Origin of the sequence: Cohaesibacter celericrescens (genome assembly GCF_002866925.1) — a bacterium.
GTDB classification, from domain to species: Bacteria; Pseudomonadota; Alphaproteobacteria; order Rhizobiales; family Cohaesibacteraceae; genus Cohaesibacter; species Cohaesibacter celericrescens.
Window position 1 is genome coordinate 391,998 of record NZ_PKUQ01000055.1, and the last position, 26,175, is coordinate 418,172.

The window sequence follows — 26,175 nt, forward strand, 5'->3', positions numbered from 1 at the left end:
GACAGGCAGGTTTTGACATTTCGAGCGTCTAGCTGACGGTGATGGCGTAAGTTACAGCATAATACATCAACATGTTATAAATTACTAATTAGAAAACATATTCTAGGTTGTAGTGTTAATTTGCTCTTTATCGGCCTTTAGATGAATGTGCGCCATTCCTGCTTGTCAAAGCCGCGCTCAGTTGCAAGGGTGAGGCATATTTCTATTCTGCGATTGGCTTGGGTCTATGTTGGTGTTTGCAGCGCCAAAATTTGGACCAATTCAATGGAGGATTGCCCGGCTATCATCCGGACCGAGCGGGTTTCTGACCGATGAGCAATAAACTTCGGGCTTCAAGAAATGGTGCCAAAACAAAATGTTAGTTCGTGTAAAGGCCATAGGGTGGGTCGCATGATCGAATGTGGGAGAGCTATATGAAAAAAGTGTACACCAGCGCTGCCAAGGCGCTGGAAGATGTCGTGTTTGATGGCATGACCATCGCCGTTGGTGGCTTCGGCCTTTGCGGCATTCCTGAAAACCTGATCCTGGCACTGCGAGAGACCGGCGTGAAAGACATCACGGTTGTCTCCAACAATTGTGGCGTTGACGATTTTGGCATGGGCTTGTTGCTGCAAACCCGCCAAATCAAAAAAATGGTGTCTTCCTATGTCGGGGAAAATGCCGAATTTATGCGCCAATATTTGTCCGGTGAGTTGGAACTCGAATTCAATCCGCAGGGCACATTGGCCGAGCGTCTGCGTGCCGGTGGCGCAGGCATTCCCGGTTTTTATACCAAAACCGGTGTCGGAACGATCATTGCCGAAGGCAAAGAACATAAGGATTTCGACGGCGAAACCTATATTCTCGAACGTGGTATCCGCACAGACCTAGCCATAGTCAAAGCTTACAAAGGCGATGAAAAAGGCAATCTCACCTATCGTATGACAGCCATGAATTTTAATCCCGAATGTGCTGCTGCAGGCAAGATCACCATTGCCGAGGTGGAAGAAATCGCGCCTCTGGGTTCTCTGGACAAAATGGCAATTCATACGCCCGAAATCTATGTCCAGCGCATCGTTCAGGGTGAGCACGTCAAGCGCATTGAACAACGCACCACGCGTGCTGGCTAAGGGAGACGAGTATAATGGCATGGACACGCGAACAAATGGCCGAACGTGCTTCGAAAGAATTGCAGGATGGCTTCTATGTGAATCTGGGCATTGGCATCCCCACACTGGTGGCCAACTATGTGCCCACCGATATGGAAGTCACGCTCCAGTCCGAGAATGGCATGTTGGGTATGGGGCCTTTCCCCACCGATGACAATGTTGACGCGGACCTGATCAATGCTGGCAAGCAGACCATCACTGAGCTGCCTCGTACATCCTATTTCTCCTCGTCACAGTCTTTCGCTATGATCCGCGGCGGTCACATTGACCTGTCGGTTCTGGGTGCGATGGAAGTGGCCCAGAATGGCGATCTCGCCAACTGGATGATCCCGGGAAAACTGGTCAAGGGCATGGGCGGCGCGATGGACTTGGTCTCTGGTGTCAAGCGCATCGTTATCGTCATGGATCACACCAACAAAAAAGGTGAGAGCAAAGTGCTCAAGACCTGCACGCTGCCGCTGACGGGCAAGGGTGTGGTTGATTTGATCGTCACCGATCTGGGCGTGATGGAAGTCCGCAAAGAGGGATTGGCTCTCATTGAGTTGGCGCCGGATGTGACGGTCGATGAAGTTGTCGCCAAAACCGACGCAACGCTGTTGATCGATGTGGCCGCCTAAGCGATAGAGTGCCGAAACCTGTTTCCCCAAGGATTGATTGCTCGACCCTTGGGGAAACCACATGCCCTGCTTACGTCGCCCGACGGCCGACGCCAGAGTGGGATGACAGTCTCGAACTAGCGCCCGAGGGGCACATCATTGACACGGTGGAGGCTGCCTCCAATGCCGTGAAATCTCTTCTTGATCGCTACTTCTATAGTGTGAAGAAGGGGCGATATGGAAGAGATTGGGTTGAAATTCTTGGAGAAAGCACTGGCAAGCTGTTGGACCAAGAACTGGAAATGGCTCACGCGAGGCTTTTGAAAGAGATTAAAACCCATCCGCCCGGCCGTTGGGAGCAGTCCGGGGTTGGGAACTGCTGGCGTCGTGCTTTAGCGATTTTCTTGGCTTCGAGACATATTGCCCGCTATCAGAAAATTATTGGATCTCTAGTGCCGACTCCGAACAATACCTCGCTGGTTGTGGTGGTCGCTGATAAATAAAGCAGCGATTGCGCCTTCGGGCGGGGGGCAGGATGTTTTCACCCTGTCCATGTTGTTGTTAACCCTGTTTCTCTCGCATTTTGCTTTGTACAAGCAGGAGCAAGCTGTCTAATATGGCATTGTCTTTAAGAATGCCTGCTAAATGGGCAGTCTGCGGAATCGGTGCAATTGGGTTAGCGCTAGTTTTAAAGGCGCTATGGCAACACATGACCTAATTGAGATGAGCTTGAAGCCCGTTGTAACGTGGTTCTTGCCTCAATGAGCGATCCGTAAGCGCAAAACCGGGATAAAAGGAACAGCTGGATAATGACACCAACCATGCGGATCCGTGTCCTATGGGCCGTTGTGGCCTTGATGGTCGCTCTTGGTGGGCTTGCTGCGGCGTCACCCTTTCTAATCAACACCCGCGTTGTTAAAAAACAGATTTCCAAACAGATTTCTGATTGGATGGGGTTGCCGGTCTTGGTGCGTGGAGAGCCTGTTGTAACGGTCTTTCCTTATTTGACCATCAAGCTCAAAGACGTGCAAGTCGCCTCCCATCTTGGTTCTAACAAACCACCGCTGGTTTCCATGCAGGTTCTGCGCGCCGAGATGTATTGGCTGCCGTTGATTTTGGGCAAATTCGAAGTCCGGCGTTTTCATTTGGACAACCCTGTCTTCGACCTTGTGCGCAATGCCGATGGCAAAGCCTCTTGGGATTTGACCGGAGGGGATTTGATCTCTCCGGACGATCACAACAATCGGTTGGCACTGTCCGATATATCGCTGGGTAATTTCCAGATTTCCTCTGGTAGTGCTCATTACGTAGATGAGACCACCGGCAGAGACGAATATCTCTCCGACATCAATTTGGCGTTTGACTGGCCCAACACGGGCGAGACCGCCGCAATCGATGGGGAGTTTGAGTGGCGCGATCAACCTATTCAACTGTCTGCGCGTTCGGATATGCCAATGGAGTTGTTTGGCGGGGGGCTGTCTCCGCTGTCACTGCAAGTCAGTTCTCCGCTGTTTGATGCCCAGATCGAGGGGACGGCGGCAACCATGTCCAGCCTGCAGCTGGAAGGCGATTTTTCCTTTGAAACAAAGTCCCTGCGTGACTGGATATCTTGGTTGGGTGGAACGGTGAGATCCGGTGAATCTCTGGGCGCGGCCTCGTTGAAAGCGCGCTCCAACCTGGTTGGAGCATCGGTCGCTTTTTCCGACATGGCGCTGACGATTGACAACAACCGTGTTGACGGCGTGATGCAGCTTGACTTTCGTCGTGATCGCCCGCTGATCCAAGGCACCCTCGCAAGCGATAAACTGGATCTCGACGCTTATCTTATGCCCAAAAGCGGATCAAAAGCGCTGCTCGATCAAAGCTTGGCAGCAAAGGATCTTGGCCTTGTTGATCTTGATGTTCGACTGTCTGCTAATCAGCTCGCTCTGGGGCCGGTAAAGCTTGGCCGAACAGCCGCGACGCTCGTCACGCGGGACAGGCAAATGTCATTTTCCATCAGCGAAGCCTATGCCTATGGCGGCCGTATGGAAGCGAGCCTCGATATACGACCTTCCAAATCTGAAGAGGGTGAATTGAGCGGGCATCTTCGCGCCAAGGCCAACGGCATTCTGGCGGGCACTCTTGCACGTGAGATGATTGGACGCGCGTTTTTAACCGGCACCGCGCTGGCAGAAATCGACCTGCAGGGCGAGGGCGAGAATCTAGGCCAAATAGCCCAATCAGCAAATGGTGATTTGTCGCTTGTCGTGACCGACGGCGAATTAAACAACTTCAACCTCGACACAATGCAAAAAGCTTTGGAGCCCAACGGAACAGTGGAGCCAGACGCGCTTTACAATGGAGACTCGGCCTTTGATGTTCTGTCTATACGGGGCCGGATGGCAGAGAAAACAATATTCATCGACGGACTTCGGGTTACATCCGGAAAACGGGCTTTGCTGGGGAAAGCAGAGCTGAAACTTTCGGAGATGGCGTTGGATTTCCCCGGTACTCTGGCGCTTTACCGAAGCAATGATCCAACAACCCATTCCAGCGAAGAGCCGATCGAACAATTTACATTTCATCTGAACGGACCGATTGAACGTCCGCTGTTGTCGCTGCATAAGATAGGTGATGTGCCGGTATCTGAGAATAAGGACATTCTGGTCCCCGGCGTGCCTACCGATTTTGGCCCGATTGAAAAGACCGACAATCCAAACCCTGTTCAGGCACCTGCTCCAGAACAACTCAAACCCGATCAGACCGAGCCCAATCTGACCGAACCAGTGTCCGGCGATGTTGAAAGTCTTTCCCAGAACAATCAACAAAGGGGCTCGATACCAAAAGAAGCTCCATCTGGGAAGGGGCGGCTTTTCGATCCTATGACTGCGCTGTCTGTAGGCGAGCCAGACCTGACGCCATTGAAAACCTTTGGGGAAGCGGTCGAACAGCTGTTCCAGAAAGACGATCCTGCTCAGGACTTGAGCCAATCTTTGTTACCGGCATCTGCTGGAGAGTAAAGCTTCAACTGTGCGTCAGGGTAAAGATAGCCCTGTCGGTTTCGTCATTAACAAATGATTACCGCTTCTATGGTAACTTGCTAGAGACTGACACTTTGTCGGTCGACCGGAAAAGCCTACAACCGCAACCAAATTCCATTGATATAACGAGGGGGAGAGGACCATGCGTTTTGCATCGATGCTGTCCAGTTTGGGTAAGGCCCTGCTCGCGTCCCTAATTACTGGCACAGTCTTGACTTTCGTCGGCATCACGACAAAAGACATTTTTCCAGGCATGTCCAGTTACATAGACCAAATGACTGACGCGCTGGAACTGACCATCAACTGGATTGTCATTTGGGCAGTGCCAAACACCTTGGTGGGCATGGTGGTGATCATCCCGGTGTGGCTGGTTTTGGTCCTGTTTGGCCCTAAAAACTGATCCATTCTGCTTGCGATTGACATTTAGGCCTCGCTTGATGAAACCCCTCGTTTTGAGGGATCGATCCAGCGTTCGAGCACTTGCGTCTGGCTGACATTGTAGCCTAGAGATTCGTAAAAACGGATAACCTTTTCATTGCCGGTTCGCACCATGAGTTGTGTTTTCCAGATGCCCTGTCGCAACAGCCAGTCTTCGGCAGCTTTCATCATGCTTTGGCCGATGCCTATGCGTTGATGCTCTGGTGCCACGGCGAGATAATAGACCCACCCACGGTGGCCGTCATGCCCAACCATTATGCTCGCAACAATGGGGCCAGAGGGGCCTTTGCGGCCAACAAGCAAAGTAGACGTTGGCTTGGCGCGGGCAAATGCAATGTCATTATGAGGATCGTTCCACGGTCGGGTCAGGCCACATGCCTGCCACAGAGCGATTACTGTCGCCACATCCTCTTCCTGAATGTTACAAATTGCCAGCTCGGTCATTGTTTTGTGTCTTTCGTATTTGCTTTCACCATCTGCAGGACTTTGCCTGGATTCATAAGGCCTTTGGGGTCCAGTGTTGTTTTGATTTGTGCCATCAACTCCATTTCCACCAGATCTTTTACATCGGGCAGTAAGTCGCGTTTGAGGGTGCCTATCCCGTGTTCCGCTGATATGGAGCCTCCCATGTCGGCAACGATAGCATGCACCAAAGCATTAATTTCTTCCCAGCGCGCCAAATAGGCGGTTTGGTCTGCGCCGATGGGTTGGGAAATATTGAAGTGCAAATTTCCGTCTCCCATATGACCAAAGGGAACCAATCGACATCCAGGAATAGCAGCCTCACACGCTGCCATTGCGCGCTCCAGAAAGCGGGGAATCGCGCTGACCGGTACTGAAATATCATGCTTGATGGAGCCGCCTTCGTGCTTTTGCACTTCACTCAGCCCGTGCCGGATACGCCAGAAGTCTTGGGCTTGTCTGGTGTTTTCTGCCAACACTGCATCACCGATCAGGCCTGCTTCGAACGCTTCTTCCAGAATAGTCTCTATCAAAGCGCGGCCATCGACTGCATCAGACCCGATGGAAAGCTCAATCAGGCAATACCAAGGGTGCGTTTCAGCCATGGGATCTCTAGTGTCTGGAAGATGAGAGAAAGCAAATTCCATTCCGATCCGTGGGATTAGCTCGAACCCCGTGAGCATCGAACCGGCATGTGCTCGGGCCAAGTTGAACAACGCCAAGGCTTGGTCAGGTGTCTCAAGGCCAGCAAAGGAAACTTGCTGATCGCGCGGTTTTGGATACAGCTTAAGGGAGGCAGCCGTAATGACACCCAACGTGCCTTCTGCCCCGATAAACAGGTGTTTGAGATCATAACCGGTGTTGTCTTTTCGCAGGGACCTAAGGCCATTCCAGATACGCCCATCTGGCAGAACCACTTCCAGACCAAGCACCATATCGCGCGTATTGCCATAGGCTAAAACGCTAGTTCCACCTGCATTGGTCGATAGATTGCCGCCAATCTGGCAAGAGCCCTGTGCTCCCAATGCAAGAGGGAACATCCGACCTGCCTCATCAGCAGCATTCTGTAACGTCTCGAGAATAACCCCTGCCTCGACAATCACCACATTGCTATCTGCATCAAGACTGCGGATATGATTAAGACGCTCGGTCGACAGAATGATTTGACGACCGGAAGAATCCGGAATCTGTCCACCAACAAGCCCGGTATTGCCCCCTTGCGGGACAATCGCAATATTCAACGCATTGGCCAGCGCAACGACATCGCTGACCTCACGTGTGCTGCCTGGTTTGAGCACCAGCGAGCATTTACCAAAGAATTTATTGCGGGCTTCCTTACAGTAGGAAGCGACCTCGCTGGGAGTCGTCAGACAAAAATGCGCACCGATCAAGGTTTTGAACTGATTGATGACAGAGGCGCTTAAACCGGATTGCCCGGAAGTCTCGGTAATTAATGATGTCACGAGCGCATACACTTGATGTTTGGGGAAATTAGAGCGCAAAAACGATTTTTGCGAGTAATGCAGATTAGCAGAAGGTTGACTGGGTGCAAAGATCCGCGTTGGTCTGCGCGACACGCGTGGAATTGTAAAAGCGCGTCAATAAGAAGTTTTGACGAGAAAAAACACGATTTGGCTGTTGCTTATTGTTAATTGGAAAATGAGGTTTCGTATTTGATCGCATTTTTAGATAAATTTCCTTCCAAAAAATGCGGAGATCTCAAAATGACCAGGCGGATGTCCAAAACAGCCAAAACGAATCAGTCTCCGATGTCCAGAAGATGCTTAAATGATCAAAAAGCCAGTAAAATACCTCAAGTTACACACAGAGAGAGTCAACACAGCCCATAAAACATGCAATTTATCGCTATATTTGGACGCAGGGGTTTAGAAAGGATGGTATCCTCATGGGCATTGTCTATAGAATGCGCCGCATGATTATCCGCATCACAGCAGGGGGACAGCTGGATGCCTACATTAGGTATACAAACACGCAAAAGGCCTGTTCGCAGAATGAACAGCGCCCATCGTCAACTTGAGATCGTCAATGCTGCGTTCGATTGTATCGCATCAACCGGTCACTTGTCACTTTCAACAACCGAATTGGCCTATAAGGTGGGGATTTCTCAACCGGCTATATTCAGGCATTTTCGCTCCAAACAGCAGCTCCATCAGGCGATATTGGATGAAGCAAACCAGCATGTCATAGAAGAATTGAAGGTGCTGATTGGGAATGCGGAACTTTGGAACAATCCTCTGGATCTGATCCAAGGGGTCGTTACGCATATGGCTGATAGTTTCGAGCGATCGCCCGGGATTTGGTTGACGCTGATTTGCCAACGCAGTATCGCTGCTGAAGCAGACTTATCAGGCACAGTCGATCATGTCATGGCGCACAAATGTGCTATTACGCAATTGACCTTTGCGTTGGAGAGACTGTGCCGTGCGGCAATGGAGCACAAACAGTTGGGCAGCACCGTCAATCCATCCGATATCAGCCACTCATACCTTGCGCTTCTGTTTGGCATGGGGCAACTGTGGCTGAACAGCCAGCGCAACTTCAATCTACATGAACGCGTGAAATTCTCGGTTCATAGTATTGTCGCAGGGTGTCTTGCCGAGGGGCAACAGGACACATCTTCAGGCGCCGTTCTTATGTCTGTCAGCGCATAGCTGTCTTTATTGGGGCTCCGCGCAGGGGGCTCAAACAAGACAGAATGAAAAATCAACAGCCGGGAGAGACACATCAGTCCTCCCGGCATTGTTATATTTAGCGCATGCATTCTCTTGAATGTCTCATTCTCTCTCAAAAGGTCGCTTTTTGCGAGGAATTCTCAGAGCGGTTAAGAAACTGTAACAAAGATTGAGCGTTACGCGTGCCCTGCTTCCTAATTAAGCGTTGCATTTTTGCCTCAACTTGTTGGATAAAGGCCGAACGAAAAGCGAGATGGTTCACAGGGGAATCAGCCGGAACAGCTCAAAACGGCTACGATCCGCGATTTCAGATTCTTTCACAGGCGCTAAGTTGCACCTTTTAAGGGCCTAACCAGTGAGTGTTGATACTCATTGGAGAACCAAACCGCGTAGGGTGTTCAGTCCATGATTGACTGGAGCGCTAAACAATACGCGAACCTATCGCTATGGATTTTATGAGGGTTTCTATGTCTGAAAAACCGCAAATGATGAATGGCAAACGCGGCCTGATTATGGGTGTTGCCAACAACCGGTCCATTGCATGGGGCATCGCAAAAGCCTGTAAGGATGCTGGCGCGGAACTGGCCTTTACCTACCAGGGCGATGCGTTGAAAAAACGAGTTGAGCCACTGGCCGATCAGTTGGATGCCTTTGTAGCGGGGCATTGCGATGTCACTGACGCGGAGTCCTTGGATGCGGTTTTTGCTGCGATCGAAGAAAAATGGGGCAAGCTGGATTTTGTCGTCCACTGTATTGCTTACGCGGATAAAGACGAGTTAACTGGCCGTTATGTTGATACAACGGCAGAGAATTTCTCCAAATCCATGTTCATCTCCTGCTACTCCTTCACGGCCGTTGCACAGCGCGCCGAGAAGCTGATGACTGAGGGTGGCTCAATGTTGACCCTGACCTATTATGGGGCCGAAAAAGTCATGCCGCATTACAACGTGATGGGCGTGGCCAAATCGGCGCTGGAAACGTCGGTTCGCTATCTGGCAGAAGATCTTGGCAAACAGAATATCCGTGTGAACGCCATCTCCGCAGGCCCAATCAAAACACTGGCCGCTTCTGGCATTGGTGACTTCCGCTATATTCTGAAATGGAATGAATATAATTCTCCGCTGCGCCGTGTTGTGACGATTGAAGAGGTCGGTGATTCTGCTGTTTACCTGTTGTCTGACTATTCTCGCGGCGTTACTGGCGAGGTTCATCATGTTGATGCTGGCTATAATGTGGTGGGCATGAAGGCTGTTGATGCTCCTGATATTTCTGTATAGATCAGCAATATCACCTGAAATTGGCACGTTTATCGTGCATGGCTAAAGAATGATCCGTGGTCTGACTGCATTGCCGGTTGACCACGGATCTTTTTTTTGGCCTAAAGGCAATGAACAGCAGACGGGGCTGCCCTCTTGCTCTGTCGCTTCTCTTGGAATGCACATGATCCGCCAGCAATGGTGCAAGGAGAGACGATGCCTATCCCCCCAATATATTTCATTCGCCACGGTGAAACCGACTGGAATGCAGAAATGCGCTATCAAGGTCAGCGCGATATCCCGCTGAATATCAAAGGGGAGGGGCAAGCGCGCCGCAATGGCGCAAAGCTGGCTGAGATTCTGCCCAACCCGCAAGGCACCGATCTCTATTGCAGCCCGATGACGCGCACCCGCCAAACCTTTGCATTAATGATGCAGGAAGCAGGATGGACCGATACGCCATGGGCCAATAGTGTCGTCTTTGAAGACAAGTTGATTGAGTTTTCTTTTGGCGACTGGGAAGGCTGGACGCTTGAGGAAATCAAGGAACGCGAACCAACACAATATTGGGCGCGCGAAGAGGATAAATGGGCGACCAAAATGCCCAACGGCGAAAGCTATCAGATGTTGGCCGAGCGCATTGGGAGCTGGTTCTACAAACTGGACAAACCCACCGTGGTTGTTGCCCATGGCGGTGTCTTGCGTATCGTCCGATATTTCCTTGAGAAGGTGCCAGAACAGGACGCACCCTTGCTAAAAACGCCACAGGACAAAATTTATTTCTGGTCAGGGGATGAGGCACGCTGGATTTAGCCCGAATGCCACAAGATGAATGTCGACCTAAGACGTTATAAATTTCAATGATTTGTTCTACTTCTGAAACGGGCAGGATCTGGTCTGCTTTTGGAGATAGGACATGATTACAATTTGAACCAAATCTGCACTAAATTGCGCATTTTCCTCTGTCAAAGACGAAACTGTTTTTTGTTAGCCTGCTGCAAATACGGGATTAGTACTGAGTTTTAAAGCCGGCATTCAATCTGTTCATTGGGTCGGTTACACTCTGGGGAATATGCAATGAATAAGATGAAAATTGGAGCAGTGGCTGCGTTGCTCTTGGGTTCATTTGCGCTTGGAATCGGACCTGTTCAGGCGGCAGGAATAGCGGCGCCCTTCGCAAATCGTGCTTTCTATTGCAATGGAGGCAACGAGTCGGCGGGCAAACCTTATTATTTCCGCGCCAGCGATAAGTCTATTGAACGCATTGACCATCGCTTCCCTGACAAAGGCGTGTTGTTCCAACTAGGGCGGGCCAGCAAAGGTGCCTTAGACGATAATTGGAGTTTTGAAACGCTTGCTGATGCAAAAAATAACCGGATGCATCTATACGAGCGCGTGTCGATGCGATCTCCATCTCAAAACAAGCATATTTATCGCACTTATGAAATGTACTCGCAAAGCGGTCATATATTTATGATTCTCTATGATGGAGTAAATGGCGCGCGGGATTGGCGCATAAAAACCACACGCAAATGCGGCGATCTCCAAGGCTCCAAAGTGGTGCAGGGCAAGGGGCGTAGTTTTTGGTCAACTACCTTCATGAATTGATCAAGGTGTCGCTGAGCTGACTATCGGATACATGCTAGTGGGTATGAATTGACATTTGACGGTTTGACCTTTTGGGCTGCGCTCTTTAATACATCCGACAGCACATTTTCACATAGATGCGCGTCGGTGATAAAACCGTATCCCGCCGCATTATCGAGTCGGGAAACAAACCGCCTATGTCGCATAATAGTTTCGGACATCTCTTTCGGATCACCACTTGGGGCGAAAGCCACGGACCTGCCATTGGCTGTGTCGTGGATGGTTGCCCTTCGCTGATTGGTTTGACCAAAGAAGAGATCCAGAAAGATCTGGATCGTCGCCGTCCCGGTCAATCTCGGTTTACCACACAGCGACAGGAAGCCGATCAAGTGGAAATCCTTTCCGGCGTCTTTGCTCATCCGCAAACCGGAGAGCAGGTGACCACGGGCACCTCCATCGGCCTTCTCATTCAAAATACGGATCAACGCTCAAAAGACTATGGTGGCATAGCCGAGCGCTATCGCCCCGGTCATGCTGACTTTACCTATGATGCAAAATACGGCATCCGCGATTATCGAGGTGGTGGCCGCTCTTCTGCTCGTGAAACTGCTATGCGCGTTGCGGCAGGCGCCATCGCACGCAAAGTCATTCCTCATATCACTGTTCGTGCCGCGCTGGTGCAAATGGGCCCACACAAGATCAATCGAGCCAACTGGGATTGGGAAGAGGTCAACAACAACCCTTTCTTCTGCCCTGATAAAGAGGCTGCGGCTGAGTGGGCCACCTATCTTGGCGGCGTGCGTAAATCAGGTTCCTCTATCGGAGCCGTGGTTGAAGTGGTCGCCTCCGGTGTACCTGCCGGTCTCGGAGCGCCGATTTATGCCAAGCTGGATCAGGACATTGCCAGCGCGATGATGTCTATCAACGCCGTTAAGGGTGTCGAAATCGGTGACGGATTTGCCACTGCAGCCCTCTCAGGCGAAGAAAATGCCGATGAAATACGCATAGGCCCTGATGGACAAGCTGTCTTCAGCACCAATCATGCCGGCGGTATCCTTGGTGGTATTTCCAGCGGTCAGGACGTGGTGGTAAGATTTGCCATCAAACCGACCAGCTCGATCCTGACGCCGAAAAAATCCATCACCCGCTCTGGCGAAGAGGTCGATGTGATGACTAAGGGGCGTCACGACCCTTGTGTTGGTATACGAGCTGTTCCGGTAGGGGAAGCGATGCTGGCGTTGGTTCTGGCCGATCATACACTGCTGCATCGCGCGCAAATGGGCGGTCAATAAGACTGCATTTGTAACATTAACGACTGCATGGGCATGAAACAGGGGCCGCTCTGGTCAAGGCTGTGTGATTGGCCCTGAAATTTGGGAGATACTGGGATATGCCTGATATGGAACGCGTGGCGGAAGCCATCCGCGCCTTTGAAAAAGGTGAAATGGTCATTGTTACCGACGATGATGATCGCGAGAATGAAGGCGATTTGATTGTTGCAGCGACCAAGATTTCTCCGGAACAAATGGCCTTTATCATTCGCCACAGTTCCGGCATCGTCTGTGCTCCAATGACAAGCCAAGATGCCCAACGTTTGCAGCTTGATCCGATGGTTGCAAACAACAATGCGCCTCTGTCTACCGCCTTCACCGTGTCGGTTGATTTCAAGCATGGTACCACAACGGGGATCTCTGCTGAAGAACGCTGCACCACCGTGCATGGCCTTGCCAATGGCAACAGCGGACCGACGGACTTTGTTCGTCCCGGTCACATTTTCCCGTTGATTTCCAAAGATGGTGGCGTGCTTGTGCGCTCAGGACATACCGAAGCTGCAGTGGATCTGTGCAAACTGGCGGGTTTGCCACCAATCGGTGTAATCTCCGAGTTGGTCAACGATGACGGCTCCGTCAAACGAGGGCCACAGATCATGGCTTTTGCTGAAGAGCATGGCATCAAACATGTGTCGGTTGCTGATTTGATAGCCTATCGCCAGCGTACAGAGCATTTGATCGAACGGGTTGAAGAGTTTGATATGGATACCCGACACGGCAAAGCTCGTGCGGTGACATTCAAGGTCCAGTTCGATGATATGGAGCATTTGGCGCTGATCTATGGTGATATCCGTGACGGTAAAAATATACCCGTGCGTCTTCATCAGGAGAATGTACTGGGGGACGTGTTCGGCGCTTCCACTAAACTGGATGAAATCACCGCCAAATTTGCAACAGATCGCGGTGTTCTTGTCTATTTGCGCGATGGATCGCCCTGTGTTGCATCTGGTTCTATGCGCCCTCGCGAAGGCCTGGAACTTGCTGAGACAGAAGAGCATACAAGCGCCAAATCACGCGATGATGACTGGCGCGATATTGGGCTCGGCGCTCAGATTTTAAAAGAGCTGGGCATATCTTCTATTCGCATTCTTGCGTCCAAAGAACGTCATTATGTCGGCCTTGAGGGCTTTGGCATTGAGGTCTCGGGCACTGAGATCATCTAAACCTATTTTTCAAAAAACGTCGTTACACAATACCCGCAGGCCCCTTATGGAATCTGCGGGTTTTTTGTAATAAGAAAGCACCCTGTTTCCAAACAAACAGGATGCTTTCATGCCAACTGAATTTGAGAGTGCAGGAATGAAGTCAGTTGGTTGAATCAATTACTTTGGCATGAGGTTTAAACCAAGGGCCGATCAATCGGCGCCACGCAAGCGCAAATCCAGTCCACACCATGAAGAGGGTGGCAAGTGAGGCGATGCCTGCAAGCGTTTGACCTATGACGCCATAGACTTCTCCCGTATGCAAAAAGCGGATATAGCGGCGCAAGCTTTGAGTCGGTGTTGCCATCTCATCGGGACCTTTGATCTTGACGACATTACCGGTTTCGCGGCTATAGGTAACAGTCTGTTGAGCCGTTGCTTGTTTGCCGTTTCCGGTGTCGATCACAATATCGATGGTCTTGGCCTTTTCAGAGTTTGGCAATACGAATGAAATCACCTGCCATCCGGCTTCAACGTCACGAGCTTTTTCAAAAATTTTCTGATAGGTGACCAGCTTGTCAGTGGCCAATGCGCTGTCAGGCGCCTCGGTGCTGCGCGCCCACATGCCTTTTCCCATGCCTTTTCCCATGCCTCTACCCATGCCACGTCCTTGCTGCACGCTCAGTCTGGCAGCTTGAAAAACAAGGGTATTGGCCCACTGATAAGACAGAACAACACCAGATCCTACCACCGCAATCAGCGGGATCAACACCCAGAAAGAAAAGACATGATGCCAGTTATAGTCCCGCGCCTTGGATGTTGGAGCCTTGCGTATAAAGACGATTTTCTGCTTGATGAAAGGCCATTTCCATCGGCGGGGAAGCCACAAATATATGCCAGACACAGCGATAAACAGGAATGCAAGGTTGGACACTTTAACGGCCTGCGCGCCCGTGCTGTTAAAGCCCATGGCAAGGGACCGGTGCAGATCCTCTACAAATTGGAAAAATCCATCGGTGGGGTTTGATCCGGATTCGATGAAGCTGCCGCTGTATGGGTCAATCAGCCTGACATCATGGCGGCCAGCCTTGACTGTCAATGGCTTTGAGGCATCGCTGTAATAGTCGAGTGTTGCGGTTTGCCCCTTGAAAACAGGTTGCGCAATGGCGATCAGCTCATCGGTCGAAAGCATTTCGGCCCGCTCGACAGTCGGGCTAACTTTTGGGGCAAAAAAACCTTCAATTTGCATTTCATAGGTCAGAAAAACACCCGTCAGCGCCAAAATGAAAATGACAACTCCGGTGGCCAAGCCAACAACGAGATGGGACCAGAAAATAATGCGCTTGAAGGACATGAGATGTCTCCGGTCGATAGGTAAAAAACAGAATATTGATCCAATTTTTACCAGACTAGTATTCCGATAGATTGCCAACAAGCCACCCAATTGTCGCGTTTTGTGGCAAAACTGACTTGTGATACAGAAGGTTACAATTCTCCTTCACTTGTTCACCGTTGCTTTGTGCTGTCGGTGCATGCTCTATTTGGAAATACTTAGTATAAAGCCTTAGACAAATGCAGCTTGACCCTTGATCTGTGTTTGTCTAACGTCCGTCTATGAGCACAAAAACACACATCGCAGTTGTTTCTTATTATTACCCATCTTGATAGGTGGGTGGTTTTCTCGTGCGATTTTATAATGATGAGACAGACCACCGGGTTCGGTGGTTTTTGCTTTTCAAGTGTCTGATCTCCGCGCCTTAACAAGGCTTGCCCATCCAAAGGGCAACAGATTTGGAGAAAAAGACGTGACCTTACCATTTTACATCCGTCCCGCTTGCGTTGATGATTTCGAGGCTATGGCGCCGTTGTGGCAGCAACTGGATGAATTTCACCACAAGCAAGATCCACTCCGCTTTCCCAAGCAAAACAATCGAACCCCGCGTGATCTGTCTTATGTTTCAGACCTGATTGAGCGGCCAGATCGTGTATTGCTTGTGGCCGAGAGTTCCCCTTTGCATGAGGATGAAGAGGCGCGCTTGATGGGCCTCTGTACGGTTTTGCTGCGCAGCTATGCCGCAGGGCCGGTTTTCCCCGCGCGTGTGGTATTTGAAATTGACAATGTGGTGGTCGACGAAGCGATGCGCCGCCGGGGAGTTGCGCGGTCATTGATCCGCGAGTCCGAAGCCTGGTCCCGCGCACAAGGGGCGGGGGAGGTTATTCTCAATGTTTATAATTTCAATAATCAGGCCCGCTCTTTCTATGAGCAGGTCGGTTTCTTGTCGAGTAAAACACAAATGGTAAGGGCGCTTTATTAGTCGCGGTCTAACGAATCAACGGCCGCGTGCGACGCACTCTCCCGTCCGCGATAGGGACGGGAGAGCGACTATTCTCCACGTTCGAACATCTGTGGTGGCTCGTCATTGCTGTCTTCTTTGATGTTGAATTTGTAGCGAATGGCGAAACCGCGCAAAACCAATGCTGCACTCATGCCCGTTAAGGCGCTCAATGCAGGGTCCATTTCCATCAAATCCATTCCTACATACAAGGTCGAACCCAACAGAGCGGCCGTAGCATAGATCTCCTGTCGCAGCATCAGCGGCACAATATTGCAAAGAATATCGCGAATGAGGCCGCCAAAGGTGGCCGTGATAACGCCCATCATAACGCAGATTACAGGATGCAGTCCCATATCCATTGTCATTGCTGCGCCTGTGACGCAAAAAACGGCCATGCCAATGGCGTCTATCCAGTTGAAGATCGCGCGGTTGGACCAATTGATGCTGTGCACGCCATAAGCCAGTAAAGACGCCGGAAACAAGATCGCCAGCGGTGTAGGATCGCTCACCCAATTCACAGGCAGGGCACCAATCAGAATATCGCGCAAGGTACCTCCGCCCGCACCTGTGACAAACCCCACCATCAGAACGCCGAATAAATCCATGTCAGCCTGGATCGCTCGCAGGCCACCGGACATAGCGAAAACCACCAGTCCGGAATAGAAAAAAACCGGTACCACGTTATTAAGAATATCAGAAAGCGTTAGCATCATGGGATCAGGCCTTTGCGGAGAGCTAGCGATTTGTCTCCGCGTTTAACCCAGACTGAGGCTTGCGTCCATAGCGTACCAATGCCTGAAGTAGAAAGCCTATGAAAAGACCGTTCAGGCAGTGCCAAAGAAAATGAGTACCCAGCGGAAAGCCGACGCATACATTGAGATCTATGGTGCGAAAAAAGATCGATACGGAAAATGTCACTGCCGCCGATAAAATCCAGCCGCGGGCCGCGTGGTGGCGGATAAACAATGCCACCGCAAAGCCATACAACGCGATCATACCCGGCAAATACTGGGTAGAGCCATTGAAGCCGTCGCTCCCGGCCTCGACACCGTCAGATGCCAACAGCGCTGTTGATACCAGCCAAAGCGCCCCGGCGGTGACGCAAAGTGCAATGGCATAGATGCGCAAGGTACGCCAGAGCGACAATCCGACAATGCGGTATAGGGCCAGAAATAGATAAAAGGCAACAAAGCTCCAGATCGGTATGACATCTGCATAGGACGCCCAGATTGTTGCATAGGTGTGAAACAGAAAGGAACCAATGCCAATCAATCCAGCCATGACAAGGGCGATGAGGATCAGCCAGTCGTGGCCCTGCTTTCTATCTCCGAGCAGCAAAGTGCGATAGGTCCAGAAAGCCCAAAGCGCAGATATTAGAAAAGCCAGATTTGTAACTGCGTTAATCGGCTCTGACCAAAAACTGGCATCTGTCCGTTCACAATAGATATCTATGGAGGTGAAAAGATCCATTTTGGCGCCTTTGTTTTGGTCTTATAAAGGAATTGTAGCTCGGCTTTGCATGGAAAGATTAACAAAATAATAATTGGTTAATCTTTATGAATTTCTCATGGAATATCAATATAGTTTAACAACTTATATTCACTTTATGTTCTTTTTCTGATTGTGAGTGTTCTGAACTATAGTGATTTGTTTGATATATGGTCATGATTTGTTCTGAGCAATATTAAATGGATCAAACGAGTTTTAACGATTGTATTTACAATTTAACGTAGGTCGATGCACTTAAGTCAAAAGGCGAGAAAAAGCTCCAAAACAGACATCGGTGAAGAGCTATTACAATCGGATACACTTTTTTATGCGGCTGTTACGATGCGCCCTAATTTCCAAACAATTGATAGGCATCTTAGGTGCATCAGAGGCGAAAAAACGCGCTTTGATGCAAAGTGGTAAGGAAAGATCTAGAGCGAAATTGGCGTGCGACCGTTGGTTTTCCGTTCAGATTGAGAGTGGATAGGGATCTGGCCGGACAATGAGGAATTGGCCAAGCAGAACCGCTCCATTCTCTCGGCCGGCTCGATCTTTACTCAAATTTGGAGCATCGCAAATGCGGCCCTTGATATAAGGGGGGCAGCCGTCACTTGATCCAAGAGACTAAAGTCTCGCGTACAAGGGGCCGATGACAAGCGACAATGGGGAGTTAAAATGCGCAATATGCTTTTTCTGACGGCAATCACGGCTTTAATGGGTCATCTGTTCAATGCAATTTCAAGCCTGAAACAAAGATTGTGATGCATCTGTTCGGGAAAAGGCTTCAAGCGCTTAGGCGCTTGCCTTGTAGAGTGCCAATAGACGATGCAGACAGAGATATAAGGATCTTTTTCCTTATCTCTGTCCACTTGCCACAAACATAAATGATACTCAAACTGAAACGCCTTTATGCAGAAGGCTAAGTCAGGCTGAATAGTTGAACAAATAGGAGCCTTCACCTTGGACGGTGCCGTTGGTGCCATAGCTTGTGCTATTCTGCTCTGCTAGCATTTGCAGAAACTGCCCGATATCACTGGAGCTGCTGCTCGCGACGCTATCTGTGTTGCTCGAATCGCTTGTGCTACCCGATGGCGGTGGTGGAGGTGGTGGGCGTGAGCCTTGTGTCTCACCCTGAGACTGAAGTTCATCAAACATTGCGGAAAGATCTTCTGCCTGAGACTCCGACAATGTGCCTGAAGAGACCTGCTCTTCGATCAAACTGTCGATTTTGGCATCCATCTCTTCCTTGGAAGGAGGGGGCGTACCTGGTTCTGGGGCAGAGCTTTGTAATTCTGTGCCAATATCACTGAGAGCCTCAGAGATGGCACTTTCATCAGTTGAGCTGATTTCGCCAGACTCGACCAATGCGGACAACTTATCTTCCACCGCAGACTGGGGAGACATTGGTTGCATCCCCGCCATGGGCATCATGCCTGAGCTACTAATGGGATTCATGGATTTTATCCTTCTGGATATGCCCCGCTAGAGGGTGCAATCCGATAGCATGTAGAATTTACGTTTGTAGCTTGAGATCTATTCGTTAACGTCTGTTTACCCAAAGATGTCTAATTGTTTCTGTAGATTTCTGTCGCTTGAGCAGACACAAATAGAAACAAAAAACACACTGAAAACTTCAAAATATGTGAGGTCTTCTTTGCATTTTTAACGCGCTTGCTTAAAAGATGAGACATGCAAACCAACACACACATCCTAGTCGTTGAAGACGATATCGAAATTCAGTCCCTGCTTGCGGCGCTGCTAAAACGCAATGGCTGGTCGGTTTCTCTGGCATCCAATGGTCATGAGGCGGACGCCATTCTCGCGCGCAGCCGCATTGATATGGTGTTGCTTGATGTCATGCTGCCCGGTGAAGACGGACTAGCAATCTGCGCCCGCCTGCGTTCAGTATCAACAATACCCATTTTGATTTTATCAGCCAAAGGGGAAGATATTGATCGTGTTGTCGGCCTTGAATTGGGTGCTGATGACTATATGGCCAAGCCTTTTAACCCCCGCGAATTGGAAGCTCGGATCAAAGCGATGCTTCGCCGCAGTCGTATGGCGGTTAAGGATAGCCGCGTTCAAGCGGCAGTGCTCTATTTTGGCGATAATTGGAAGCTCGATATTCGCAAGCGTGAGCTAAGGGATCAAAAAGATGTGCAGATCCATTTGACACCAGCCGAGTTTGATTTGTTGCGCACTTTTTGTGAGAGACCGGGTCTAACCTTGACGCGCGAGCAACTTATCGAGTTAACGCAAGGGCGCTCCTCCGGCGCAACAGAGCGCAGCATTGACATTCTGATTTCTCGTTTGCGCCGTAAACTGGAAAGTCGGGAAAATGCTCCCAAGCTTATTCACACTGTGCGCTCAGGTGGCTATGAGTTTATAGCTCCGGTTAGCGAGCAGCGTGAACTTTGATGGCAAAAACAAATAAAATTTCGTTTCTGAATTCCATTGCCGCGCAATTGCTCATCTTGCTGGTTCTCGCATTTAGCGTGTTTATCGTCAGCCTGTTTGTAACAGTCTCCCTGACGCGCCGTGATTTTGTGGATCCACCAATTGCGGGCTTTACAGAACGACAAAAAGGCGTGGCAGAAATCTTGGCGCAAACACCGTTGCAAGACCGGTTGAGACAATTGGATAGGCTGAAAAAACGCTATCCAGATGTCACTCTTGTTGTTCACTCTCAAACCTTTGAACTACCCGACGGACTTGCTTGGAACAATGAACGCGACGATTTTATGTTTGGATCCGGACCACCCAGAGACCTTTGGCGAGGCCCCAAGCGGCCTGACAATCGTCCAGTAATCATAGAACCTTTCTCATTTGCTCGTTCGATAGAGGAGTTGAAAGAGGAAAGCCCACTCAAGAAAGGGGACAGCAGGGTCAGGGCTACGCTCTATTTCCAAATGCCCGACGGGCAGGTTATCAGCAGCAGTAGAAAGATCAGATTACGCACACCACCCAATATGGCTGTCGACACGATTTCTTTTTTCGTCGTTATCTGCATGATCTTGTTGATGATCTGGGCGATCTATTTCTTGATCATACCGATCCGTAGGCTGGCTCAAGTGACAGATAAGATTGGTAAGGACAATTCCGAACCGCAACTAGCAGCGGAAACAGGCCCAAGCGAAGTCCGATTGGCAGCCCGTGCTCTGAATAAAATGCAAGATCGTATCCACCACTTGATTGAGGATAGAACCCGCATGCTCGCTGCTGTTGGGCATGACTTGCGCACACCAGTGACCCGCCTTCGATTGCGTGCCGACGTGATCGAACCCGATGATGTCAAAAACGCCTTTCTGCGCGATTTGGATATGATGGACGGCCTGTTATCGCGTCTGATGATCTATTTCCGCAGGGGAGATGCCGGAGACGAGATGGCATCATGGGAACTGAGCAGTCTTATTGATAGCCTTGTCAGCGAATGGAGTGATTCAGGATACGACGTATCGATCATTGATATGGTTCCGGCCACCATTAAGGCACATCCGAATGAATTGCTGCGCATGGTCGATAATTTGGTCGATAACGCCATCAAATATGCGGGGTCTTGTGCTCTACAATTGGTCCGTGACGAAACTCATGTTTGTCTCAAGGTTATTGATCACGGTCCCGGAATTCCTCTCAAAGACAAGGCGTTGCTGCAAGAACCCTTTGCCCGCGGAGACAAAGCGCGCACCATGAATGAGACGTCCGGATTTGGCCTCGGGCTCGCCATCGCTCTCAATGCAGCAGTCAATCATAATGCCGAGATGATTCTGGATGACACCCCCGGTGGCGGTCTGACCGTGGTGGTCCGTATCCCGTTGGCCGAATAATCTCAATTTTCAAGGGTTACATTTCCAATTTGCTGGTATGCTTGACTGCACGCAAAGTGAGTGTTGAGTTTACCCGCACCACACCGGGTAGGTTGGTCAAAATGTCATGGTGAATGCGTTCCAGATCCTCCGCATTGCGATAGACAATCCGCAATAAATAGTCATATTGCCCCGCCAGCAAATAGCAGTCCTGAATTTCATTGATATGTTTGATTGCCCGTTCGAAACGGGCCAATGTTTCACGGCCTTGACCATCCAGCGTCACAAAAACGAAAGCGGCACCCGATAGCCCGCACGCTTTCATGTCGAGCTGCATATGGTAGCCGGCGATCAAGCCGCTCTCTTCCAGCAGTTTTACGCGCCGAAGGCAGGCCGATGGCGACAAGCTCACCTTTTCCGCCAGCTCTGCATTGGTCAGGCGACCATTTTCTTGCAGGAAATTGAGAATCGACCGATCGCGCCGATCAAGATTTGGCAGATTCATGAAAATTCTAACTTTCTCGTATTTTGAGCAATAATATGCGAAATATAGACAAGCTTTGCAATAATATGCGAAATTTGGGTTGATTTGCAATGATTTTTCGCGACACATTGCGTGAATTTTGCTCCATCATTGAGTGATAATGCAATGCCTAAAAGCGTTTAATCGACGGACGGATTGCCTCTTTGGGGCCTTCCTGCCGGACGATAAAAAAAGAGCGCAAGGGCAGCAATCCCCAGAGAGAGTTATCATTTATGCATATCGGATGTCCAAAAGAGATCAAGGATCATGAAGACCGTGTTGGTCTCGTGCCATCTTCCGTTGGTGAATTGACCGCCAATGGACACCAAGTCACAATCGAAACCCAAGCCGGTGCAGGCATCAATTGTACCGACGAAGATTATATCGCTGCTGGCGCGACCATTGTAGATGGTCCTGACGAGATTTTTGCCAAAGCGGATATGATTGTCAAAGTCAAAGAGCCGCAAGCCGTTGAGCGCGCCAAATTGCGCAAAGGCCAAGTTCTTTTCACGTATCTTCATCTGGCCCCCGATGCCGTCCAGACCGATGACCTTATGAAATCCGGCGCCACATGCATTGCCTATGAGACCGTCACGGCAGCCAATAGTACCCTTCCGCTGTTGTTTCCCATGTCTGAGGTTGCAGGTCGTCTCGCACCCCAGGTTGGAGCTCAGGCGTTGGAAAACAACGGTGGCGGCATGGGTGTTCTGCTCGGTGGCGTACCCGGTGTTGATGCTGCTGAAGTTGTGATCATCGGTGCTGGCGTTTCCGGTACAAATGCTGCGCGCATCGCGTTGGGTATGGGCGCATCCGTTACGATGGTTGATCGCAACACCGATGCTCTGCGAGCCGCTGTTGATCGTTTTGGCACCGCTGTGAAAACTGTTTATTCCAATAAAGGCAATATCGCCAGTCTGGTCAAAACAGCTGACATGGTCATTGGCACGGTCCTTGTCCCCGGTGCAGCTGCGCCCAAGCTGGTCACGCGTGAAATGATCAAAAGCATGCGCAATGGTTCGGTCGTTGTTGATGTCGCTATCGATCAGGGTGGTTGCTTTGAAACGTCAAAAGCAACCACACACTCCGACCCGACCTATGTTGTTGACGGCGTTGTACACTATTGCGTGGCCAACATGCCCGGCTGTGTTGCGCGCACTTCAACATTTGCCTTGAACAACGCAACACTGCCTTTCACCTTGTCTCTGGCTAACAAAGGCTGGGTGCAGGCGCTCAAAGACAATGTCCATCTGCGGAATGGCCTGAATGTGCATGAAGGCCAAATCACTTACGAAGCCGTGGCGAACGACCTTGGCCATGACTATGTGTCCCCCGAAAGCATTCTGGGACTGTAATTCTCCTTCAGTGAGGGGGAGGACGGCACACCTCTTCCTCAACAGAACCAGACATGCGGAAAAGCTCGGTTTTTCAAAACCGGGCTTTTTCTTTGTGCAATTGGGATATTATATCTAGGACAAATAGGGATTAGGCCGTTTTGCAAGCAGCAGCAAAAGCCTGACAAAAGATCTCGTCCCATCCTAGTTCGTAGCCATCGCGCATCACTTGCGCCAGCGCGCCATAGCTCTCCCAACCACTATGCATCAATTTGACCAATGTCTGTTGATCGCCCATTTCGATGAAGCTAACCACCAGATGAGTTGCATGGTCTTCAGGCTGGCCCATATGAAATTTCATCGCAATAGAGCTGGGTGGATCACAATCTAGGAAATGACCCCACACATGTCGCGTGCCGTCAGCAGCAATTTCAACAATCGCACCACCATCTACAGGATCTGTTTCAAGGGCCTTGGCAGCAACACCATCGGAATGAAAAGAAATCGAACGGCTTGCAAGTGGCCACCAATCTCCCATGTTTTCAGTGAAAAGCTGATAGGCAGTCACGCTGTCCACCGGCACTTCAATCACTTTGACAATTGGCTTGAGCATCATCGTCCCTCAGAATCGGTGTCTGCTTAAGATCACATAAGAATAGCGATCCCCCTTCAGATTCACAACAATTCGATAGACGGCCGCATTATCCCCAATCTCAAGCACCCAAGAGGCAAGGAAAAATGATTGCCACGATGCCCTCGTACTGTTGCCGACAACCATCGGGCGGTATGCGAGCCTAGGCCGGGTCTTGGGACTTCTTGCGATGGCGGGTCATCAACGGTCTGGTGGTTTTTAGAACGCGACTAAAGGTGTTTCCCGTGCGCTCTTCAACCCACGAAATGGCATAATCAAGCCAATCTAGTTTTTTCCTTAGCCGACGCACCCAGCGACGGCCTGTGCGGCTGTTGGCGATAATCAGAAAGGCGCCGAGGCTGAGGAGGGGAACGCCTGTCGGAATAGGCAGCCAGATCGTAGCCAAGCCAACGGTCAGACAAAGAATGGAAAATCCAACGATGGCCCAGTGCTTGAAGTTGGCGATCACGAAAAACAATCCTTTTTGATTGCTGCCTTAACGGCAGATCCCACCATGAGATTTCTTCGATAGACGCATTATGTAACAAAAGCACGACAGCGCGAGCACAAGAGGCATCAACCTTCAGCTATCAAATCTATGGTTGAAGGCTTTGAGCGCGATGTTTTAAGCGATATTCCAGTGGTCGAGTGGTCCGCAATACGCGCACCATTTTCGCCTGACTACGACTTTCAAACCAAGCCATACGATTGTCGACAAAAGCAAACCGCCTGCGCACACCACGCACAAAATTTCGACCCGTACGGCTGTTGGTAATCAGCAGTACGGTCGCGAACATCATCAGGATTGCTCCAATAGGAAAGGGTGTCCATACCGACGCTAAGCCGATAAAAAACAGCAAAATGGCAGCGGCTATAATGAGCCAGCGTTTGATATGGGCCATAAGGCGGCGTCCCTTTCAGAACAAAATGAGCAATATTTCTCATCACCCCTATTTAGGGTGTAGGACAGAGCGATCAAGGTTTAGCATAGAACTATGACGCTTGAAGGGCAGCAACTAAGGACCAGCAAAGCGAAAAATGCTATTTTCGAAGCACGGCAATACACTCCACATGGGGAGAAAAGAGAAACTGATCCACTGGTGTAACGCTCTCGAGCTTGTAACCCCCATCTACCAAGATGCGTAAATCACGAGCCAAAGTGCCCGGGTTGCAAGACACAGCAACGACGACGGGCACAGCAGACTTGGCAATTTCTTCTGCTTGTGCTTTTGAGCCAATTCTTGGAGGATCAAACACCAGTGCGCCAAATTTTTTCATTTCAGCAGCCAGCACGGGGCGACGGAAAAGATCGCGCCGCTCCATCTTTATGCCTTTGAGGTTGGTGCCAAAGCGCCAGCCGCGTTCGAGTGCCTTTACGGCTGCCTCGTCGCCTTCTAGCGCCCATACCTGCGCTTTTTTTGCCAGTCTGAGGGCAAAGGTGCCCGAGCCGCAGAAAAGGTCAATAACCCGCTTGGCATCCCCCACGGCATCCATGACCCGTTGGGCCATCGCGATCTCTGCGCTTTCATCCGCTTGCACAAAGGCACCCGGAGGTGGGCTCACTTGCGCGGCGCCCATTGGTAACAAGGGCGGGCGGCGTTCGAGCAACACTTCACCATTCGCCGACAGACGTGCCAAATCCAGCGTTTCCGCCGCTTCGACTGCTTTGAGATAATCCGGCCCGCCATACAGGTCTTTGACGCCTTCCAATCCGACATCAACGCCGGATTCAGTGGCCAGCAGTGTGACGCGCACCTCGTCTTTTTTATTCATGAAAAGAGGCAAGAAACCCGCCAACTTAGGAAGAAGGTTTGATAGGGCAGGAACCAGCAATGGACATTTATCAACGTCAACAATGCGATTTGATTTCACTTCATGATAGCCGAACAACAACCGGCGGCCCATCAAGCGGGCGCTCAAAACTGCGCGCCGTCTTCCACCCACTTTGGTAGTAATCATAGGCCCAATGGATGTGCCGTCCAATCCTCGTGACGCCAAGGCATCAACCACCATGTCTCGCTTCCATGCCGTATAGGGCTCAGGTGCCAAATGTTGCATCGAGCAGCCACCGCAAGTTTGAAACAACGAACAAACGGGTTCAATCCTGTCTAGGGAAGGGATCACGACCTGTTTGAGCTCGCCTCGTTCACCCGAAGGTTCGACAAGAATTGTTTCTCCAGCCAAAGCAAAGGGGACATAAAGGCTTTTTCCATTGTGATACGCAATGCCATCGCCTTTAGCACCAAGCTTGTCTACGATCATTTCAACTGGATCTGTCACTTACGTCCTGTCTTTCTGGAAGCTTTTGTCGATGCAAAAACGGCAACATCACCATTCTTGACTCGCCCACATTATGTGTGAATCGTGGCGCAGCTTCTTGTTGTTGC

Annotated in this window: 26 protein-coding genes; 15 read left to right on the forward strand and 11 right to left on the reverse strand. The window is 50.4% G+C overall.

The window, feature by feature from the left end:
- The first annotated feature begins 413 nt into the window (after positions 1–413).
- The 5 genes from C0081_RS22805 to C0081_RS22825 all read left to right on the forward strand — a co-directional run bounded on the left by C0081_RS22805 (position 414) and on the right by C0081_RS22825 (position 5,167).
- A complete protein-coding gene (locus C0081_RS22805) occupies positions 414–1,109 on the forward strand; it encodes a CoA transferase subunit A (protein WP_101536015.1) in 696 nt (231 codons plus the stop codon).
- Between the two features lie 14 nt (positions 1,110–1,123).
- A complete protein-coding gene (locus tag C0081_RS22810; RefSeq protein WP_101536016.1) occupies positions 1,124–1,765 on the forward strand; it encodes a CoA transferase subunit B in 642 nt (213 codons plus the stop codon).
- Between the two features lie 167 nt (positions 1,766–1,932).
- A complete protein-coding gene (locus C0081_RS22815) occupies positions 1,933–2,247 on the forward strand; it encodes a hypothetical protein (RefSeq protein WP_146006525.1) in 315 nt (104 codons plus the stop codon).
- Positions 2,248–2,553: 306 nt separating this feature from the next.
- On the forward strand, positions 2,554–4,746 hold the full coding sequence (locus tag C0081_RS22820; RefSeq protein WP_101536018.1) for an AsmA family protein: 2,193 nt from the start codon (positions 2,554–2,556) through the stop codon (positions 4,744–4,746).
- Between the two features lie 163 nt (positions 4,747–4,909).
- Positions 4,910–5,167: a hypothetical protein gene (locus C0081_RS22825; protein WP_101536019.1), complete on the forward strand. Its 258-nt coding sequence runs from the start codon at positions 4,910–4,912 to the stop codon at positions 5,165–5,167.
- Positions 5,168–5,190: 23 nt separating this feature from the next.
- On the opposite strand, the gene C0081_RS22830 is transcribed toward C0081_RS22825, so the two are convergent.
- Both C0081_RS22830 and C0081_RS22835 read right to left on the reverse strand, forming a co-directional pair.
- A complete protein-coding gene (locus C0081_RS22830) occupies positions 5,191–5,649 on the reverse strand; it encodes a GNAT family acetyltransferase (protein WP_101536020.1) in 459 nt (152 codons plus the stop codon).
- On the reverse strand, positions 5,646–7,130 hold the full coding sequence (locus tag C0081_RS22835) for an FAD-binding oxidoreductase (protein WP_245418033.1): 1,485 nt from the start codon (positions 7,128–7,130) through the stop codon (positions 5,646–5,648). The genes C0081_RS22830 and C0081_RS22835 overlap by 4 nt, the downstream gene beginning before the upstream one ends.
- A 504-nt stretch (positions 7,131–7,634) precedes the next feature.
- Here C0081_RS22835 and C0081_RS22840 point away from each other — a divergent pair.
- The 6 genes from C0081_RS22840 (at position 7,635) to ribB (ending at position 13,697) form a co-directional block, all read left to right on the forward strand.
- On the forward strand, positions 7,635–8,339 hold the full coding sequence (locus C0081_RS22840) for a TetR/AcrR family transcriptional regulator (RefSeq protein WP_101536021.1): 705 nt from the start codon (positions 7,635–7,637) through the stop codon (positions 8,337–8,339).
- Positions 8,340–8,827: 488 nt separating this feature from the next.
- On the forward strand, positions 8,828–9,637 hold the full coding sequence (gene fabI, locus C0081_RS22845; RefSeq protein ID WP_101536022.1) for an enoyl-ACP reductase FabI: 810 nt from the start codon (positions 8,828–8,830) through the stop codon (positions 9,635–9,637).
- A 195-nt stretch (positions 9,638–9,832) separates the two neighbouring features.
- Positions 9,833–10,429, forward strand: coding sequence for a histidine phosphatase family protein (locus C0081_RS22850; RefSeq protein ID WP_180967028.1), 597 nt, complete (start codon positions 9,833–9,835; stop codon positions 10,427–10,429).
- Between the two features lie 264 nt (positions 10,430–10,693).
- Positions 10,694–11,224, forward strand: coding sequence for a hypothetical protein (locus tag C0081_RS22855; protein WP_146006526.1), 531 nt, complete (start codon positions 10,694–10,696; stop codon positions 11,222–11,224).
- A 176-nt stretch (positions 11,225–11,400) separates the two neighbouring features.
- Positions 11,401–12,495, forward strand: a complete 1,095-nt coding sequence (gene aroC, locus C0081_RS22860; protein WP_101536081.1) for a chorismate synthase — start codon at positions 11,401–11,403, stop codon at positions 12,493–12,495.
- A 98-nt stretch (positions 12,496–12,593) separates the two neighbouring features.
- A complete protein-coding gene (ribB, locus tag C0081_RS22865; RefSeq protein WP_101536025.1) occupies positions 12,594–13,697 on the forward strand; it encodes a 3,4-dihydroxy-2-butanone-4-phosphate synthase in 1,104 nt (367 codons plus the stop codon).
- A 142-nt stretch (positions 13,698–13,839) separates the two neighbouring features.
- Here ribB and C0081_RS22870 read toward each other — a convergent pair whose 3' ends face one another.
- Positions 13,840–15,030 (reverse strand): PepSY-associated TM helix domain-containing protein, encoded by a 1,191-nt coding sequence (locus tag C0081_RS22870; RefSeq protein ID WP_101536026.1) that lies wholly within the window; start codon positions 15,028–15,030, stop codon positions 13,840–13,842.
- A 451-nt stretch (positions 15,031–15,481) separates the two neighbouring features.
- Between C0081_RS22870 and C0081_RS22875 the strand changes: the two genes are divergently transcribed.
- Entirely contained in the window at positions 15,482–15,991 is a 510-nt protein-coding gene (locus C0081_RS22875) for a GNAT family N-acetyltransferase (RefSeq protein ID WP_146006527.1), read from the forward strand.
- A gap of 68 nt (positions 15,992–16,059) precedes the next feature.
- On the opposite strand, the gene C0081_RS22880 is transcribed toward C0081_RS22875, so the two are convergent.
- From C0081_RS22880 to C0081_RS22890, 3 genes are all read right to left on the reverse strand, one after another.
- Positions 16,060–16,725: a trimeric intracellular cation channel family protein gene (locus C0081_RS22880; protein ID WP_101536028.1), complete on the reverse strand. Its 666-nt coding sequence runs from the start codon at positions 16,723–16,725 to the stop codon at positions 16,060–16,062.
- A 22-nt stretch (positions 16,726–16,747) separates the two neighbouring features.
- Positions 16,748–17,482 carry a hypothetical protein gene (locus tag C0081_RS22885; RefSeq protein WP_101536029.1) on the reverse strand — a complete coding sequence of 245 codons (735 nt, stop codon included), beginning with the start codon at positions 17,480–17,482 and terminating at the stop codon, positions 16,748–16,750.
- A 942-nt stretch (positions 17,483–18,424) separates the two neighbouring features.
- Complete coding sequence (locus C0081_RS22890) at positions 18,425–18,955, reverse strand: hypothetical protein (RefSeq protein ID WP_245418034.1); 531 nt, start codon at positions 18,953–18,955, stop codon at positions 18,425–18,427.
- Between the two features lie 234 nt (positions 18,956–19,189).
- On the opposite strand from C0081_RS22890, the gene C0081_RS22895 reads away from it, so the two are divergent.
- Both C0081_RS22895 and C0081_RS22900 read left to right on the forward strand, forming a co-directional pair.
- A complete protein-coding gene (locus tag C0081_RS22895; RefSeq protein WP_101536030.1) occupies positions 19,190–19,918 on the forward strand; it encodes a response regulator in 729 nt (242 codons plus the stop codon).
- Positions 19,918–21,324, forward strand: a complete 1,407-nt coding sequence (locus tag C0081_RS22900; protein WP_101536031.1) for an ATP-binding protein — start codon at positions 19,918–19,920, stop codon at positions 21,322–21,324. The genes C0081_RS22895 and C0081_RS22900 overlap by 1 nt, the downstream gene beginning before the upstream one ends.
- Positions 21,325–21,340: 16 nt before the next feature.
- Here C0081_RS22900 and C0081_RS22905 read toward each other — a convergent pair whose 3' ends face one another.
- Positions 21,341–21,802 (reverse strand): Lrp/AsnC family transcriptional regulator, encoded by a 462-nt coding sequence (locus tag C0081_RS22905; RefSeq protein WP_210200610.1) that lies wholly within the window; start codon positions 21,800–21,802, stop codon positions 21,341–21,343.
- A gap of 257 nt (positions 21,803–22,059) precedes the next feature.
- Between C0081_RS22905 and ald the strand changes: the two genes are divergently transcribed.
- Positions 22,060–23,178, forward strand: a complete 1,119-nt coding sequence (gene ald, locus C0081_RS22910) for an alanine dehydrogenase (protein ID WP_101536032.1) — start codon at positions 22,060–22,062, stop codon at positions 23,176–23,178.
- Between the two features lie 130 nt (positions 23,179–23,308).
- Here the strand turns inward: ald and C0081_RS22915 are convergent, their stop codons facing one another.
- The 4 genes from C0081_RS22915 to C0081_RS22930 form a co-directional block, all read right to left on the reverse strand.
- Positions 23,309–23,773, reverse strand: coding sequence for an SRPBCC domain-containing protein (locus C0081_RS22915; RefSeq protein WP_101536033.1), 465 nt, complete (start codon positions 23,771–23,773; stop codon positions 23,309–23,311).
- Positions 23,774–23,951: 178 nt separating this feature from the next.
- The gene (locus C0081_RS22920; RefSeq protein ID WP_210200598.1) at positions 23,952–24,257 is read right to left on the reverse strand and encodes a hypothetical protein; all 306 of its coding nucleotides are present in this window, start codon (positions 24,255–24,257) and stop codon (positions 23,952–23,954) included.
- Between the two features lie 127 nt (positions 24,258–24,384).
- Positions 24,385–24,690, reverse strand: a complete 306-nt coding sequence (locus tag C0081_RS22925) for a hypothetical protein (RefSeq protein WP_101536034.1) — start codon at positions 24,688–24,690, stop codon at positions 24,385–24,387.
- A 139-nt stretch (positions 24,691–24,829) separates the two neighbouring features.
- Positions 24,830–26,068, reverse strand: a complete 1,239-nt coding sequence (locus C0081_RS22930; protein WP_245418035.1) for a class I SAM-dependent RNA methyltransferase — start codon at positions 26,066–26,068, stop codon at positions 24,830–24,832.
- Between the last annotated feature and the right edge of the window lie 107 nt (positions 26,069–26,175).